The sequence below is a fragment of the Myxococcus sp. CA033 genome (assembly GCF_013336625.1).
Classification (GTDB): domain Bacteria; phylum Myxococcota; class Myxococcia; order Myxococcales; family Myxococcaceae; genus Myxococcus; species Myxococcus llanfairpwllgwyngyllgogerychwyrndrobwllllantysiliogogogochensis.
The window spans coordinates 45,086-61,764 of record NZ_JABUMU010000036.1; the positions used below are offsets into that span (position 1 = coordinate 45,086).

Sequence of the window (16,679 nt, forward strand, 5' to 3'; positions counted from 1 at the left end):
CAGGTCCTCCGGCCGACAGGTCGGCCTGACTCGCACCCAGGTCCTCGAAAAAGAGCGCTGAAACTTTCGGCGCGCTCGGCGCACTCCGTGGCGTCACTTTTCCAGGAGTCGTGTCGTGAGCAAGCCATCCGTATGGGTGAGCCTCGTGGTGGGGCTCGTGTTGGGATTCGTGGGAGGCCGCACGTCGGCGCCCGCAGCGGCCCCCAAGGGCATCACTCCCACGCCAGCCGCCGTGGCCCAACCCTCTGACCGCCAGCGCCCTCCCATCTCTCCCGTCGTCTACAAGGTGCCGGTGGATGGCTCGCTCATCCACGGCGAGGAGAGCGCGCTCGTCACGCTCGTGGAGTTCTCCGACTACGAGTGCCCCTTCTGTGCTCGCGGCCACGCCACGGTGAAGCAGTTGCAGCAGCGTTATGGCGACAAGCTGCGCGTGGTGATGAAGCACCACCCGCTGGACATGCACCCTCGCGCCCGGCCCGCGGCGGTCGCGGCCCTGGCCGCCGGAGAGCAAGGGAAGTTCTGGCAGTACCATGACGTCCTCTTCGCCAACCCGAGAGCGCAGTCCGACGCGGACCTGGAGCGCTACGCGAAGGAGCTGGGGCTGGACGTCGCGCGCTGGAAGCAGGACCTGGCGGAGCCGAAGCTGGCCGAGCGCATCCGCCGGGATGAGGCGATGGCGATTCAGCTCGGCGCCACCGGGACGCCGGGCTTCTTCGTCAACGGCCGCTTCATCAACGGCGCCCAGCCGCTGACGGTCTTCACCGGCGTGGTGGACGAGGAGCTGAACAAGGCGGAGGCGCTGGTGAAGGGTGGCGTGCCCAAGGCGGACGTCTACGCGCGCATCATCGAGCGCGGCGTGGAGCGCCCACCCGCGCCTCCCGCTCCGGCGGAGCTGCCCCGGCAGCAGGTGGAGGTGGGTGAGGCGCCCTCGCGCGGCCCCGCCAACGCGCCCGTCACGCTGGTGGCGTGGTCCGACTTCGAGTGCCCCTTCTGCTCTCGCGCGGTGCCCACGCTGAAGGCGCTGGAGAAGGAGTACGAGGGCAAGCTGCGCGTGGCCTTCAAGCACCAGCCGCTGCCCAACCATCCGAACGCGAAGCTCGCCGCGGCCGCGTCCATGGCGGCGCATGAGCAGGGGAAGTTCTGGGAGTTTCACGACCTCCTCTTCGCCAACCAGCGGCAGCTCGACCGGTCGTCGATGGAGGGCTACGCGAAGCAGGTCGGGCTGGATGTGACGCGCTTCAAGAACGCGCTCGACGCCAGGAAGTTCGACGCGCGCATCGACCTGGACTCGGCCGAGGGCACGAGGGTGGGCGCCGGGGGGACGCCCACGTTCTTCGTCAACGGCCGCCCCATCGTCGGCGCGATGCCCATCGACCACTTCCGTCGCATCATCGACGAGGAGCTGAAGAAGGCCGGCGTGGCCCAGCGCTGAGCCACCTCCGGGCCTCGCGTCACCGGGCTTCCACCACCGGGACGCGGGGCCTGGGCACCAGGAAGAGCAGCCGCCCCTTCTGCTTCATCATGCCCGCGGCCAGCTCCGCCTCGGGGCCTCGGCCCCAGAAGACATCCACGCGACCCGCGCCCCGGATGGCTCCGCCCGTGTCCTGGTTGAACACGAAGCGCGACAGCGGCCTCCACTGCACCGAACCATCCGCCATCTTCACCGGGTGGTCCGTGAGGATGAAGGCCAGGCCGCCCTTGGGGAACAGCCGCGCGTCCGTGGCGATGGAGCGGCCCGGTGTCACCTCCCTGCCCAAGGAGCCCACCGCCGCGCCGGGCAGGAAGCGGAAGAAGACATAGGACTCGTTGTAGTCCAGCACGCGGTCGCGCTCGGTGGGGTTCGCCGCCAGCCACGCTCGCAGCGCCTGCATGGACATCTGCTCTCGGGGAATCACTCCCTCCTGGATGAGCAGGGCGCCGATGCTCCGGTACGGACGGCCATTCGACGCGGCGTAGCCCACGCGACGCTCGCCGCCGTCATTCAGCCGCAGGGTGCCGCTGCCCTGCACCTCCATGAAGAAGAGCGACACCGGGTCCTTCACCCAGGCCAGCTCCAGCTTGCGCGGGCTCAGCCTGCCGCCGCGAATCTCGGCGCGGTTCCAGTAGGGCACCAGTCGCTTGCCCTCCAGTCGCCCGAAGACGCGCTCTGACGCGAAGCGCTCCGCGAAGGGCTCCAGCGGCACCTCGATGAGGTCATCGGGCGCGGACAGCACGGGGACGCGGTACTCGTCGGTTCGCGACAGGCTCGCTTCGAGCACGGGCTCGTAATAGCCCGTGAAGAGCACGGTGCCGTCCTCGCCTCCAGAGGACTCGAGCAGGTCGAAGTCCTCCATCACCGCCTTCGACACCTCCAGCGAGGACATGCCGTCGGTGAGGCGCGCGCGCAGCCGCTCCAGGGCGGATACCAATTCTCCGGCCGTGACTTCGCGCGGGCCGTAGACAAAGCGCTGGTCCACCGGCCGCGTGCGCAGCCAGATGAGGCTCTGGTCCAGCGCGATGCGCAGGGACGCCGACTCGCCGTCGTCCACGAGCTTCACTGTGTCGGAGAACTCCACCAGTGCTTCCTGGGGACGGGTGACCGCTGGACGCGGCACGCGCGCACAGGAGGCGCAGACGAGGAGGAGCACCGTGAGCGAGACGCGTCGAGCGGACCGGGAGAGCATGGCCCCTGGTAACTACTCCAGCCGGAGCCCTCGCGACACTTCCGAGGAGCGTGCCAGAGGGCCGCGGCCTCGCGAAACGCATGAGCGCGGCGCCATCGACGCGCCACCCCGCCTGGCTCCGAGGAGCGCTCCGCCAGCTCTCAGCGCGCGGGCGTCGCCACCGGGGACAGCGCTCCCTGGGCGTCCACCACCACCTTGCCGTCCTTCATCACGAAGCGCACCTGACGCAGCGCCTTGAGGCCCTTCAACGGGTCGCCGTTCACGGCAATCAGGTCCGCGAGCCTTCCCGCTTCGAGCGTGCCCACCCGGTCCTGCATGCGCAGCAGCTCCGCCGCGTTCGCTGTCGCCGCGCGCAGGACCTCCACCGGCGGAAGGCCCGCCTCACCATGGGCGGTGAGCGAGCGCATCGTGGACGCGCCACGCGTCTGCCCTGGCACCGCGAGGTACATGTCCGAGCCCGCCGCCAACCGCACGCCCGCCGCCACGGCTCGACGCGTGCGCTCATACCCCTTGGCCACGAGCTTCTGGCAGCGCTCCTTCATGGCGCGCCGCGCCTCCGCGTCACCCGCGTCCGAAGGAAACTCTTCACAAATCTCCAGCGGTCCCTCGGTGGGCACGAGGAAGATGCGCTTGCGCACCATCGGAGCCAGCACGTCATCCGGCAACGCATACCCATGCTCGATGGAGTCCACCCCCGCCTCCACCGCCGCGCGGATGCTGTCGTCCTTGGTCGTGTGCGCCGCGACCGGGCGCTTCACCCGATGCGCTTCCTCGACGATGACCTTCAGCTCCTCCACCGAGAGGATGTTGTGGCCATTGTCGACGATGACCTTGATGCAGTCCGCGCCGTCATACACCGCCTGCCGCACGGCACGGCGCGCCTCGTCCACGCCTGTCACGGTGACGTATTCCTGGTCGATGAGTCCCTGCACGGGCTGCTGGAGCTGCCCGAACTGTCCACCCTGCGGCGCGAGCGCGCGGGTACACGCGGAGATGCGCGGCCCCTCCACCCAGCCTCGCTGGATGGCATTGCGCAGCGCCACATCCCCATTCACACCGGAGTTGCCCACGTCCCGCACCGTGGTGATGCCCGCCTCCAGCAACTCGCGCCCCAGCTTCGCACCCATCAAGGCACGCTCGGCCGTGCTCATCCGTGCCACCTGCAGCTCCATGCTCGACCCATCCCCTCCCAACTCGAGGTTCGTGAGCAGGTGCGAATGTGTATCGATGAGTCCCGGCAGGAGGGTGACGTCCCCTAACTCGAGCACCCGCGTGCCCTCGGGAATGGCCAGGCCGGAGCCCACCGCCTGGATGCGATTGCCCTCGATGAGCACCACGGCCTTCGTCACGAGCTTCGCGCTCCTGCCGTCGAACAGCCTCGCCGCGCGCACCGCGACCCGCTCGGGCCCGGTCGCCTGCGCCCTCGCCGGAGCAGCCAGCCCCCAGGACAGCAGGACACCCATGCTCCACCACAACGAACGCCAGGAACCCAGGGTCATCGCGCCGCTCCTGAACGACAGGGAAGCCCCACGCTCGCCCTGCCGGACTGCGAAGGCAAGCACCGGCCCTTCGCGAGCCTGGGGCCCGCGCTCCAACAGAGCCCTCGCAAGGGGACCATCGCCGTGGCCGTGGATGGGTATTGCGCAAGGAGCCTCGGGCAAACCGTCCACCTGAGATGAACTCATTGCCAGATGAACGTCATTGCCACACGGCCCGCGACAACCTGACTTCCGTTGTGGTCACGTATAGGAGGTTTTCAGCGCCCACACCCCCGCCCCCACACCACGATGACGCGACTCGGACCGTCTCTTCTCGCCCTGGCCCTGGTCGCCGTCCCCTTTCGTGCCCAGACGACTCCGCGGCCTGGCACCGAGTCCTCGCCGCCCTCTGCGCTCTCGGCCCCCGCGCTCCGTCCCCCCACCCTGGCCGAGGACGCTCCCGCGCGGCTGCCTCAAGGCCTCCACCTGGACGCGCCCGTCACCGTCGAGCTGGAGCTGACCGTCGACGAGGCCGGTGACGTCGTCGAGGCCCGCATCGTGGGCGAGCCTCCCTCCGCGCTCGCCCAGGCCGCGCTGCATGCCGCGCCCCGCTTGCGCTTCCACCCAGCCACCTCACAAGGGCAACCCGTCGCGGTGCGACTGCCCTTCACCTATCGCTTCGAGCCGCCCCCCGTGGCCACCCTCCGCGCGGTGCTCACCGGCCGGGTGCGCGCCAAGGGCACACGCAAGCCCATCGCCGGAGCCACCGTGCGCGCCGACGCGGCGACGACGGAGACAGACGCCCAGGGACTCTTCCGACTGGAGCTGCCCCCCGGCGCGCATGCGCTGAAAATCACCGCGCCCGGACATCGGCTGCTGATGCTCACCGAGACGCTCGACGCGAGCCAGCAGTTGGAGGTGCTGTACTCGCTGGAGCCGCTCGCGGTGAACCCCTACGAGACGGTGGTGCGCGCGGACCGGCCGCGCACCGAGGTCTCCCGCGTCACGCTGCACGAGCAGGAGCTGCGCGAGGTCCCCGGCACCATGGGCGACCCGTTCCGCGTGGTGATGCTCATGCCGGGTGTGACGGCGCTGGCCTCGGGGCTCTCCTATCCCGTGGTGCGCGGAGTGCAGCCCGCCGCCAGTGCCTTCTACGTGGACGGCGTGCGCGTGCCCTTCCTTTATCACCTGCTCGTCGGCAACGCGGTGGTGTACCCGGACCTCGTCGAGTCGCTCGACTTCCAGGTCGGTGTGCCCTCCGCGCGCTACGGCAGCCTGCTGGGCGGCGCGGTGGACGCGCACGTGAGCCGGCCGCGCGAAGAGGGCCTGCACGGCAGCGCCTACCTGGACCTCATCCACGCAGGCGCGTTCCTCGAGGTCCCCATCCCGGAGACGAGCACCACCGTCACCGCCGCCGCGCGCATCAGCTACACGGGCCTCCTCATCACCCGCATCGCCAACAGCCTCACCGGGCCGTCGTCGACCACGATAGGCGGCAACGTGTACTCGGAGCCCGGCGAGCCCAAGCTGTACGCGGACTATTGGGACTACCAGACGCGCGTGGAGCAGCGCGTGGGCCAGGGCAACCTCCGAGTCCTCGCACTCGGCACATCGGACGCGGTGGGACTCACGGCGCGCATCCCCACGCAGAGCTCGGGCGGCGTGGGCCTGCTGTTCCACCGGCTCGACTTGCGCGGTCGCCACCCCTTCGCGAGAGGCGAGGCGGAGGTGGGCCTGACGCTCGGGTATGACCGGCTGAGCCTCGCCTACAACAAGGGCGGCAGCGCGCCCGGCCGCTACGAGCTGACCCAGGGCAGCGTCGCCCTGCGCACGGGCTACACACGCGAGCTGTCCTCCGAGCTGAACCTGGAGGTCTTCGGACACCTGGAGCGACGCGACGCGAGCATGGTGGCCACCGGCCTGTTCCGCCCCGTGGGCCCGGTCGACGGGAAGGACGCGTACTCGCGCCCTGGCATCCTGGGCACCTTCGCGGGCGTGGGCACGCAGCTCACCTGGCGGCCTTCCCCGCGGTGGACGCTGGTGCCGGGCCTGCGGCTGGACAGCTACCACGGCTTCGGGGACACGACGCGGCTGGCGGTGGAGCCTCGGCTCGCGGTGCGGCATGCCTTCACGGACACGCTCACGCTGAAGGCAGGCGCGGGCCTGTACCACCAGCCCGCGACGGTGCTGCTCCCCGTGCCCGCCGGAGAGATGCTCGCGCTGGAGCGGGGACTCCAGCGCGCGGCGCAGTTCTCGCTCGGCTCGGAGTGGCGACCATCTTCGGAGTGGGAAATCTCCGCGGAGGCGTACTTCAACCCGCTCCTGCGCACGCTGGAGTTCAACTTCGAAGACGTGGTGAGCAACCTGCGGCGTCGGGGACTCGAAGCCGAGGACGTGGAGAGCCGGGGCCACAGCTACGGCGTGGAGCTGATGGTGCGAAGGCCACTGGGGCGACGCTGGTTCGGCTGGCTCACGTATGGATTCAACCAGAGCCGGCGCTTCACGCGCTACGCGAAGGTGGGCCCGGATGGCGAGGAGCTCGGCATGGCGGAGGGCTACCTGCCCTATGCCTTCGAGCAGGCGCACTCCGTCAACGCCGCGCTCAGCTACCGCTTCGACTTCGTCACCGTGGGCGCGGTGGCGCACTTCAACACCGGCCGCCCCGAGACGGGCCAGTTCGGCTACCGCACCATGCGCGAGGGCCTGGGCGAGGACGGCGAGCCCGAGTGGAAACCCGTGAGCCGCGACGCGGTGGACCGACTGCCGTCTTTCTTCCGCGTCGACTTCCGCGCCTCACGCAGCCTCGTCTTCGACAACTTCATGCTCGATGTGTACCTGGATGTCTTCAACGTCAGCGCGCGCAGCGAGGTGCTGACCCGCGACTATGGCTACGAGGAAGATGCAGGCGAGCCCGTGGGCCTGAAGCGCAAGAGCCTCGGCATCCCGGTGATTCTGCCCACGCTCGGCGTCAAGGGGACCTTCTGACATGCGCCACCTGCTCATGGGGCTCGCCTGCGTCATCACCTCGGCGGGCTGCGCGCTGGAGCCCGAGTCTCCCGTCTTCCTCTCCGGCACCGTGCTGGAGTCCGACGGCTCACCCTGGCGCGGCGCTCCGCTCACGCTGATGCGTCCGCGCCGGCTGGATGGACCCCAGCCGATCCCAGGACAAGCTCCGAGTGGACGCCTCACACTCGCGTACGAGCCCTGGGCCCTGGTGACTCCGGACGCGCAAGGACTGTTCCTCCACGAGCTGACCGCGCGCGACACCGGCGCGGACCAACTGGATCGCCCATCCCCCTGGGCGAGACTCAGCGCCTTCCAGCTCCACCTGCCGTCCCTGGACGGCGCGAGGGACTTCCTGGCCTTCAACTTCATGAGGGACGTGGACCTGCCGCCGCTTCGCCGCTGGGACAGCCAGTTGCGTGCGAGCGAGGACTCGGGCGGCGTTCGCCTGACGTGGGTGGACGTGCCGCCGCTCGCGGACATCCCCGAGCACGGCTACTTCGTGCAGGCGCGTGGCGAGTCCGGCGTGGTGTGGAGCCAGGAGAAGCGCTCCGGCGAGGCGTGGCTGGGGCCGGAGATGCTGGAGGACTTCGCGCCACCGCTCGCCTTCGTGCAGGCCCGAGCCGAGGGCTGGCGCGACTGGTTCCTGAGCGTCTTGGAATACGTGGATGTGCATGAGGCGCCCCCGGTGCCGCTGCCCTTCACGGGACGCATCCCCTTCAGCCGGGGACAGCCCTGCGAGACGGATGACGGCGTCGTGGACCCGTGTCCCTTCACCGACGGCAAGCTCGAGTCGGTCAAGGTGCCAACGCCGATGTACGGCGCGCTGGAGCAGGTGCTCATCATCCGGCTGCGGGAGCCCGTCCATCCCCGCCGCGTGCTGGTGCGAGGCCACAACAGCACGTTCATGGAAGAGGTCCTTCACGTCGAGGGCTCGCTGGAGGGCGGCGCATGGCAGCCGCTGGGCCAGGACACACTCATTGTGGCGCTCGACACCCCACCCCACACGGACGACAGGAACACGCAGGTGGCCTTCGAGCGCGACGTCGACGCGCCCCTCCGGGAAGACACGCCGCTCGTGGACCGGGTGCGCATCTACACCGCGAAACCGTCCAGCAACCCACCGATGCGCGGCTACTTCCACCAACTGCGCGAGGTGTCTGTCTTTTGAGGAGACACCCCGCGCGCGCCGCGCGTCACGCGTAGGGGTTGTAGAACTTCGCGAATGTGGCGCGGGCGAAGTCGCCGAACGTCATGCCCGGCTGGAAGGCGCCCACGCGCAGCTCCGCCGGGTCCGTGCCCTCGGGCGGACGCAGGCGCTCCTCGTTGTCGGGCTGCATGAAGACGGCGAACGTCGAGCGGGAGATGTTGCGGCTCGCCGGGTGCGCCAGCGCCTGCACCGCGTGCGGTGTCGCGCGCAGCAGTCCGCCCGTGACGATTTGCGCGCTCTCGCCAATCTGGAACGCGAGGCAGTCCTTGGGGATGACGACCTTGCGCTCCTCGCCACCGCGCGTGCGCACGTAGAGCCCCGCCTCCGGGTCCGGCACCGCGATGTCCTGCCGCGTCGGCTCCGAGGCCCCGGGCTCCGCGTCGAAGTACATGGCGGGACACAGCCCCGTCAGCGAACCGTGGTCACTGTGCCAGCCGCACCAGGAGTCGCGCGTGCGCGGCGTCGAGTCCTCGTTGATGGCGAAGTAGTAGAGCAGCCGCGCCTTGCACGCACGGGACTCGCGGATGGTCCGCGCCAGCTGCGCATCCGGCGAGAGCCTCTCGCCCAGCCGCGCCGTCACGTACCGGTCGCACTGCGCCGCCACGAGCAACCCCACGTCCACCATCTTCCGCCCCAGGGCCTGGAAGGCCGGGCGCAGCGCGGGGAAGTCCGGGTCCGGCCACACGTTGGGGAGGTAGTTCTCCGGGTACTTCTCCACCAGCGACGCATCCACCTGGGGCGAGTCGTACTGGGGATTGTTGTAATAGGAGCCCTTGAACTCGTCGAACTGGCCGGGCTTGAGCACTTCCTTGCCGTGGCTCCAGCCGAAGGAATAGCTGCTGCGCTCGTGGACGTAGCGGTCCTTCACGTCATTGGGCAGCGCGGCGAACCGGAAGCCCAGCGGCAACAACCCCTGCCGCAGCTCCACCAGCCCGGGGATGCCCCGGACGATGAGCAGGCCAATGCCGTCATACCCATACGCGCGCTCGATGTCGGCGGACAGGTCCGCGCCGTCCACCAGCTTCGCGTAATCGAGAACCACCACTCCGTCCTTCGCTCCCGCCACATCGCTGCTCATCCCGAACGCCTCGTCTCTTCTCCCCGGACCGCGTGGAAGGGGGGCGACGCGCGCCGTGCCCTTCCAGGGCCATGCGGAGGGCCCCAGCATAGCCGAGTCCCCGCGCGCGAGGACGGCGACGAAGCCCCGGCCGGTGCACAATGGGGGCAAGCGTCTCCGGCTCCCTGTCCTGAAGGAAGAACCATGGCCTCCGCGAACAATCCCTCCCAGCTCGGCATCACCCTCTGCGCCGTCTCCTACCTGGGCCAGTTCGACTCGAACTCCAAGCGCTACACCCTGATGAACGAGGCCCTGTCCGCCACGCTCACGGAGGGCTGGCAGGTGACGTGGGGCCCGGCGACACACGGCGAGGACCTGGTCTACGTCGCCGCCAACACGAGCGGCGACTGCGCGGTGGTGGTGCGCGGCACCCTGTTCGACCGCATCGAGGACCTGCTCCAGGACAAGAACATCAACCCCCAGGAGCCCCTGCCCTTCACCGCGCCGTCGTTTCCCGCCGATGCGGCCATCTCCAAGGGCGCCGTGGAGGTGTGGAAGAACGTCGTGGCCATGTCCTCGTCCGTGGGCCCCGGCGGCGGCGCGCTGCTGACGTTCCTCCAGGGGCTGCCCCAGGGAACGTCGCTGCTCGTCACCGGGCACAGCCTGGGGGGACAGGTGGCCACCGTGCTGGCCGCGTGGCTCCAGGGCGCGCTGACGAACGTGTCCGTGCTCCCCGTCACCTTCGCCGCGCCCACCGCGGGCAATCCCGCCTTCGCCGAGGCCTTCGACGCCGCCTTCCCGGAGGCCCAGCGCTACTACAACGCGCTCGACGTGGTGCCGCGCGCGTGGACCGAGGAAGGGCTGACGTCCATCATGTCCCTGTACCCCGGCGGCCCCGCGTGTGGCCTGCTGTGCAAGGCGGCCGTCGACGCCGCGCTGAGGACCCTCCGGGACAACGCGCTGACGTACCAGCAGCCCACGACCGGCACGGAGCTGCTCGGAACCGTCTACTCGGTGAGCGGCTTCGGCGCCTTCGAGGACGAGGTCAACGACCAGCACCGCGCCCTCTATTACATGTTCCTGCTCGACATCCCGGTGAGCACCATCCACTCGCTCAATGCCACCTGGGCACCGCCGCCGAGCGAGGACGCGCGCTCGGCGGGGTGAGTCAATTGGAGCGGGCCGAGTTCAGGCGCTTGAGCAACGAGCCCAGGGTGGCGAAGTCGATGGGCTTCACCAGGTGCGCGTCGAAGCCCGCCTCCTTCGAGCGCTGCCGGTCCGACTCCTGGCCATACCCCGTCACCGCGATGAGCTGGAGGCCCCCGTCCGGGCGCTGGGTGCGCAGGTTGCGCGCCAGCTCGTAGCCGTCCATGACGGGCAGGCCGATATCCAGCAGCGCCAGCTCCGGGCAGAAGGACGGCGCCACCTGGAGCGCGCTCGGGCCGTCGTAGGTGACGCGCGTCTCGCAGCCCAGCATGTCCAGGGCCTCGGCGAGTACGTCCGCCGCGTCGCGGTTGTCGTCGACAATCAGCACGCGGTGCGGCATCGGCGCGACCTCCTGCGCCGCGACCGCGGAGGCCACGCTCGCCTCGGCGGGCAGCGCCTCCAGCGCGGGCAGTCTCACGGTGAAGGTACTGCCCTGTCCCCGGCCATCACTGCTCGCCTGAATGGTGCCGTCGTGCTGGGCCGCCAGGCTCCGGGCAATCGCGAGCCCCAGTCCCAGTCCGCCCTGCGAGCGGTCCAGCTCCTGCCGCTCCTGGAAGAAGAGGTCGAAGATGCGCGGCAGCATCTCCGGAGTGATGCCGCTGCCGTTGTCCTGGACGGAGGCCACCACCTCCGAGCCCTCTCGCGTCCCGGTGATGGTGATGCGCCCACCGGGCTCCGTGTACTTCGCCGCGTTCGTCAGGAGGTTGGAGAACACCTGCCCCAGTCGCGTCGCGTCGGCGTCCAGCAACAGGCCATGGCGAGGCAGCTCCACCACCAGGTGGTGGCCGCGCTCCTCCAGGAGCGGACTGGACTGCTCGATGGCCTTCGCCACCACCTCCGCCAGCTCCACGCGCTCACGGCGAAGGACCAGCTTGCCCCGCGTCACGCGGGACACGTCGAGCAGGTCGTCCACCAGTCGCACCAGGTGATGCACCTGTCGCTCGATGACGGTGCGCTCGCGCTCCGCGCCGTCACCGCCGCGCAGCCGCATCAGCTGGAGCGCGGTGAGGATGGGCGCCAGCGGATTGCGCAGCTCATGGCCGAGCATCGCCAGGAACTCGTCCTTGGCGCGGCTGCCCGCCTCCGCCTCGCGGCGCGCGTTGGACAGGTCCGTCACGTCGAAGGCCACCACGACGATGGAGTCCACCCGGCCCTCGTCGTCCAGCATCGGCTGGTAGACGAAGTCGAAGAACACCTCGCGCGGAGGGCCCCCCTCACCGGAGACCATCATCAGTCGCAGCGAACGGCCGATGTATGGCTCGCCCGTGGCGATGACCCTGTCCAGCAGCTCGAAGATGCCCTGGCCCGCCAGCTCCGGCAGCGCCTTCGCGATGGGCTGGCCGACGACGGGGCGGTTGGCGACGAGCCGCAGGTAACCCGCGTTGGCGAACTCGAAGATGTGCTCGGGCCCCTTCAGGATGCAGATGCCCACCGGCGCGTACGTGAAGACGCGCGTCAGGAGCCGGGCATGGGCCTCCTGGATGGACCGCAACCGCGCCTTGGTGAGCTGCGTCTCCACCCGCGCCATCAACTCGCGCGCGGAGAAGGGCTTCACCAGGTAGTCGTCGGCGCCGGCGCGCAGGCCCTCGATGCGAGCCTCCTCACCCGCTCGCGCGGAGAGGACGGTGACGGGCACTCCGCGCGTCCGCTCGTCGGCGCGCAGCTCGCGCAGCAGGCCGAAGCCATCCAGCCCCGGCATCATCACGTCCGTCAGCACCAGGTCCGGAGGTCGGGCTCGCGCGGACTCCAGCGCCGCGAGGCCGTCCGCCACCGCTTCCACTTCCCAGGTCCGCGAGAGCAGCGACGTCAGGTACTCGCGCATGTCGGCGTTGTCGTCCGCCAGCAGGATGCGCGCGCCCTTGGCGACGTTCTGCGCCGAGGGGACCTCGGCCCCCAGCTCCAGCGACTCCACCTCCAGCCCGCCTGGCAGCCAGCGCAGGGCCTCGTTCACATAGGGCGCGGCGCCCAGCGCCGTGAAGGCCCGCGAGTCACGAGCACCGACGTGCGCCTTCGGCAGATGGTCCGCGCCGGAGGGGATGCGCAGGGTGAACGTGGTGCCCTTGCCTTCCGTGCTCGCCACGCCGAGCGTGCCGCCATGGAGGCGGACCAGCTCGTGTACGAGCGCCAGGCCGATGCCGGAGCCCTCGTGCGTGCGGGCGCGTGCGCCCTGGACGCGGTGGAAGCGCTCGAAGACGCGGGGCAGCTCCTGCTCCGAAATGCCGATGCCCGTGTCGGAGACCTGGAGCTCGACCTGACCATTCGTCCACCGCTGGGAGATGCGGATGGTCCCCTCGAAGGTGAACTTCAGCGCGTTGGAGAGGAGGTTGAGGACAACCTTCTCCCACATATCCTGGTCGACGTAGACGTCCTCGGGCAGCGGCGCGCAGTCGACGTCGAAGCGCAGGCCCGCGCGCTCAATCGCGGAGCGGAACGCGCTCGCGAGTCCCGCGGTGAGGGCGGGCAGGTCCACCGGCTCGTAGTGGGCCTGGATGCGCCCCGCCTCCAGACGGGAGAAGTCGAGCAGGGAGTTGACCAGCTTCAAGAGCCGCAGCGAGTTGCGGTGAACCGTCTCCAGCGGCTCGCCGGAGAGGGCGCGTGACGGCGAGGCCAGCGCGTCCTCGGTGGGGCCGAGCATCAGCGTCAGCGGCGTGCGGAACTCGTGGCTGACGTTGTTGAAGAAGGCCGTCTTGGAGCGGTCGATGGCCGCGAGGGCCTCGGCGCGCTGACGCTCCTCGTCGTAGGCGCGGGCATTGGCGATGGCCGTCACCACCGGGTCCGCGGTGAGGCGGAAGAGGCCCAGGTAGCGGTCATCCAGGACGCGGCGCGGGCTGACGCCGGCCACCAGGAAGCCATACGGATGCGGCTGCCCGGAGCGCGCCAGCGGCAGCACCACCGCGCGCGTCGGCGCCGTTCCCCAGCGGCCCGTGGGGAGGTCCCCGAAGCGCGAGGCCAGGTCGTCGACGAGGACCTCCCGTCCGGTGCGCGCCGCTTCCACGAAGGGCCAGCAGCCATCGGGGTCCGTCACGCCGTTGAAGGCGCAGTGCTCGGGCTTCGCGGAGCCCGAATAGCCCTCCATGCCGCTGGAGCCCACGCACCGGACCTCGGTGCCGGCGTCGTCGAGCAGGTAGAGCAGCGTGAAGGGCAGGTCCTGGTCGTAGCCGGAGAAGATGGACGCGGCGGTCTGACAGGCCTCCTCGGCCGTCTTCGCGGCGGCGGAGCTGGTGGCCAGCTCGCCCAGCATCTTGAGCTGGCGGTTGTCCTGCACCTGCTCGGTGGTTTCCTGCACCGTGACGAGGACGCCGCCGACCTGGCCGGCTTCGTCATACACGGGGCTGTACGAGAAGGTGTGGAACGTCTCCTCGATGAAGCCGCGGCTGTTGATGAAGAGCTGGAGGTGTTCGCTCCACGTCGCGGGTCCACCGTTCAGCACGCCTTGGGCCATGGGGCCGACGACGTCCCAGATTTCAGCCCAGACAACGGAGGCGGGAGCGCCCAGCGAGCCCGGGTGCTTCAGGCCGAGCACGGGCCGGTAGCCGTCGTTGTAGATTTGAAGCATCTGGGGTCCCCACCACAGCAGCATGGGGAAGCGGTTGCCCAGGACGACGCCCACCATCGTCTTCAGGCTCGTGGGCCAGCCGGAGAGGGGGCCCAGCGGTGTCGCGGACCAGTCCTTGGAGCGGACCAACTCCGCCATCTCGCCGGCTCCGCCGAGGTGCCCTTCCTGGAATGCCGTGGCTCGTTGCGTGGGGAAGTCCGGCGCGGACATCAGTGCTCGTTCGGAAGAATGGAAGTGACCTGGGCTTCTAGTGTCGCGTCCACAAGCACGCAATCACTGCCGCATGGAGCCTCTTCTCCCGAACATTTTACCGGTGGTCCGCCCACCCCCGGGGCAGGCGGGCTCGCCGCCCGGGAGCAGCCGACTCATGGCTTCTTGCCTCGGCCCCCTGTCCTGGATTCGAGCTGCTTCGTCTTCTCCACGGCCCGGTCGAAGTCGGAAGTCGGCAGGTTCGACTCCAGCTTCCGTTGGTTCTCGCGATACCGGTCGAACTCGGATTCCGCGTGGGCCGTCGCCAGCTCGTGACTGACTTGCCCCGCGTGGGACAGGACGTCCCGCTCGTTGAACTGGAGGAAGCCATCCAGCTTCGCCACCCAGCTCTCCATCGTCATGGGGCGCCGGCGGCGGGCCTGGTCCTCCGCGTAGTCCAGATACATCGTGACGACACGGCTGAGTTCTCGCAGCTCGGGCTCCGTGAGGTAGTTCTTCGCCACCGTGACATCCGCTTTCCGGATGGGTCCTTCGGGAGCGTGCTTCCAGGTCGCGAGTCCCATGTGGGGCTGACTCGCGTCGGCGCGCTCGCGAATCAGCTCCGCGGCGGTGTGCCCATGAATGGCCCAGTGCAGCTTGTTCTGCACCGTCTCATAGAACGTCTGGGTGATATCCGATTGGGCGTCATAGTCGACGCTGCACTGGGCGTAGATGTCGGTCAGCTTTTGATAGAACCGACGCTCCGACGCTCGAATCTCCCGGATTCGCTCCAGGAGTTCGTCGAAGTAGTCCTCTCCCAACGAGGCGGCGGACTGGAGGCGGGCATCGTCGAGCACGAAGCCCTTCACCAGGTACTCGTCCAGCAGGGCCGTGGCCCACTTCCGGAACCGCGTCCCCTGAGTGGAGCGGACCCGGTAGCCGACCGCGAGAATCGCGGGCAGGCAGTAGTGCTCCACCAGCCTCGCGACTTCCCGGGTACCCTCCATTTGAACTATCCGGAATTTCCGGAGGGTTGCCGCCGGGTCGAGCTCTCCCTCCTCGTAGATGTTCTGGAGGTGCTCGTTGACGGTTCGCACGTCCTTGCCGAAAAGCTCGGCCAGTTGCTTCTGGGTCAGCCAGACGGTGCCCTCGACGAGCCGCACGTGGACCTTCGAGACACCATCCTCACCCACGTAGACCAGGAACTCTCCCGGACCGGGCCCTCCCTGTTTGGCGTCACCGCTCATCCTGGCGGCTCCTCGCGACACTCGACGTCACACCCTGCTCGGACTCCCACGCCATCTCGCCACCCTCCTCGCCTTGGGCCCTTGCCGGAATACTCAACGCACGGCCCACGCTCCCGAACCGGAAGCATGGGCCGTACCAATCCACCCCTCAGAGGAAGTAATCGGGGAACAACTCCGCGCCGGGCACGGATTGATACGTGTCGAAGTTCGTCACGCCGTCGGCGCGCAGGACGTCCTCGTCGATGCAGAAGTTGCCGGTGAAGCTCTTACTCGGCTTGGTGAGGATGGCGTACGCGGCGTCGGCCATGATGTCCGGCGAGCGGCTGCCGCGAATCGTCTCCTCACCGCCCAGCAGGTTCTGCACCGCCGCCGTCGCGATGACCGTGCGCGGCCACAGCGCATTCACCGCGATTCCATCCGGGCGCAGCTCGTCCGCCATGCCCAGCACACACATGCTCATGCCGTACTTCGCCATCGTGTACGCGACGTGCGGCGAGAACCAGCGCGCCTCCATGTTCAGCGGCGGCGAGTTGTTGAGGATGTGCGGATTGCTGGAGCGCTTGAGGTGCGGAATACACGCCTGCGAGCAGGCGAACGTCCCGCGCGTATTGATGCCATGCATCAGGTCATAGCGCTTCATCGGCGTGTCCTCCGTGCCGGTGAGGCTGATGGCGCTCGCGTTGTTGATGAGGATGTCGATGCCGCCGAACGTCTCCACCGCCTTCGCCACCGCCGCGGCAATCTGCTTCTCGTCGCGGATGTCCACCGCGAAGGGGAGCGCCCGGCCGCCCGCCTTCTCGATTTCCTCCGCGGCCGTGTAGATGGTGCCCGGCAGCTTGGGGTGCGGCTCCGTCGTCTTCGCGGCGATGATGATGTTGGCGCCGTCGCGCGCCGCCCGGAGGGCCATCGCCTTGCCGATTCCTCGGCTGGCCCCGGTGATGAAAAGCGTCTTCCCCTTGAGTGTCGTCATGCGGCCGGTCTCCGTGGGTGGCACGTAAGGTCTGCTTAAGAACTCCCTGGGTATAGCGATTCTCGGGCCCGAGAACACGGGCGACATGGACCGGACCTCC

10 protein-coding genes are annotated in these 16,679 nt (G+C 69.2%); 4 read left to right on the forward strand and 6 right to left on the reverse strand.

Annotated features, from left to right (window positions below; translation table 11 throughout):
• The first annotated feature begins 115 nt into the window (after positions 1-115).
• The gene (locus HUA78_RS43615) at positions 116-1,432 is read left to right on the forward strand and encodes a thioredoxin domain-containing protein (protein ID WP_174478896.1); all 1,317 of its coding nucleotides are present in this window, start codon (positions 116-118) and stop codon (positions 1,430-1,432) included.
• Positions 1,433-1,451: 19 nt separating this feature from the next.
• Here the strand turns inward: HUA78_RS43615 and HUA78_RS43620 are convergent, their stop codons facing one another.
• Both HUA78_RS43620 and HUA78_RS43625 read right to left on the reverse strand, forming a co-directional pair.
• Complete coding sequence (locus HUA78_RS43620) at positions 1,452-2,663, reverse strand: murein transglycosylase A (RefSeq protein WP_174458172.1); 1,212 nt, start codon at positions 2,661-2,663, stop codon at positions 1,452-1,454.
• 140 nt (positions 2,664-2,803) lie between these two features.
• On the reverse strand, positions 2,804-4,162 hold the full coding sequence (locus tag HUA78_RS43625) for an amidohydrolase family protein (RefSeq protein WP_174478897.1): 1,359 nt from the start codon (positions 4,160-4,162) through the stop codon (positions 2,804-2,806).
• Positions 4,163-4,450: 288 nt separating this feature from the next.
• On the opposite strand from HUA78_RS43625, the gene HUA78_RS43630 reads away from it, so the two are divergent.
• Positions 4,451-7,126, forward strand: a complete 2,676-nt coding sequence (locus HUA78_RS43630; RefSeq protein WP_174478898.1) for a TonB-dependent receptor domain-containing protein — start codon at positions 4,451-4,453, stop codon at positions 7,124-7,126.
• Between the two features lies 1 nt (position 7,127).
• Positions 7,128-8,315: a hypothetical protein gene (locus HUA78_RS43635; protein ID WP_174478899.1), complete on the forward strand. Its 1,188-nt coding sequence runs from the start codon at positions 7,128-7,130 to the stop codon at positions 8,313-8,315.
• 25 nt (positions 8,316-8,340) lie between these two features.
• Here the strand turns inward: HUA78_RS43635 and HUA78_RS43640 are convergent, their stop codons facing one another.
• A complete protein-coding gene (locus HUA78_RS43640) occupies positions 8,341-9,432 on the reverse strand; it encodes an isopenicillin N synthase family oxygenase (protein ID WP_174460491.1) in 1,092 nt (363 codons plus the stop codon).
• Between the two features lie 183 nt (positions 9,433-9,615).
• Between HUA78_RS43640 and HUA78_RS43645 the strand changes: the two genes are divergently transcribed.
• Complete coding sequence (locus HUA78_RS43645) at positions 9,616-10,578, forward strand: hypothetical protein (protein ID WP_174460490.1); 963 nt, start codon at positions 9,616-9,618, stop codon at positions 10,576-10,578.
• Position 10,579: 1 nt separating this feature from the next.
• Here HUA78_RS43645 and HUA78_RS43650 read toward each other — a convergent pair whose 3' ends face one another.
• From HUA78_RS43650 to HUA78_RS43660, 3 genes are all read right to left on the reverse strand, one after another.
• Positions 10,580-14,311, reverse strand: a complete 3,732-nt coding sequence (locus HUA78_RS43650) for an ATP-binding protein (protein WP_254624224.1) — start codon at positions 14,309-14,311, stop codon at positions 10,580-10,582.
• A gap of 227 nt (positions 14,312-14,538) precedes the next feature.
• Complete coding sequence (locus tag HUA78_RS43655) at positions 14,539-15,609, reverse strand: virulence RhuM family protein (RefSeq protein WP_174478901.1); 1,071 nt, start codon at positions 15,607-15,609, stop codon at positions 14,539-14,541.
• A 148-nt stretch (positions 15,610-15,757) separates the two neighbouring features.
• Entirely contained in the window at positions 15,758-16,579 is an 822-nt protein-coding gene (locus HUA78_RS43660) for an NAD(P)-dependent oxidoreductase (protein ID WP_174478902.1), read from the reverse strand.
• Positions 16,580-16,679 lie beyond the last annotated feature (100 nt).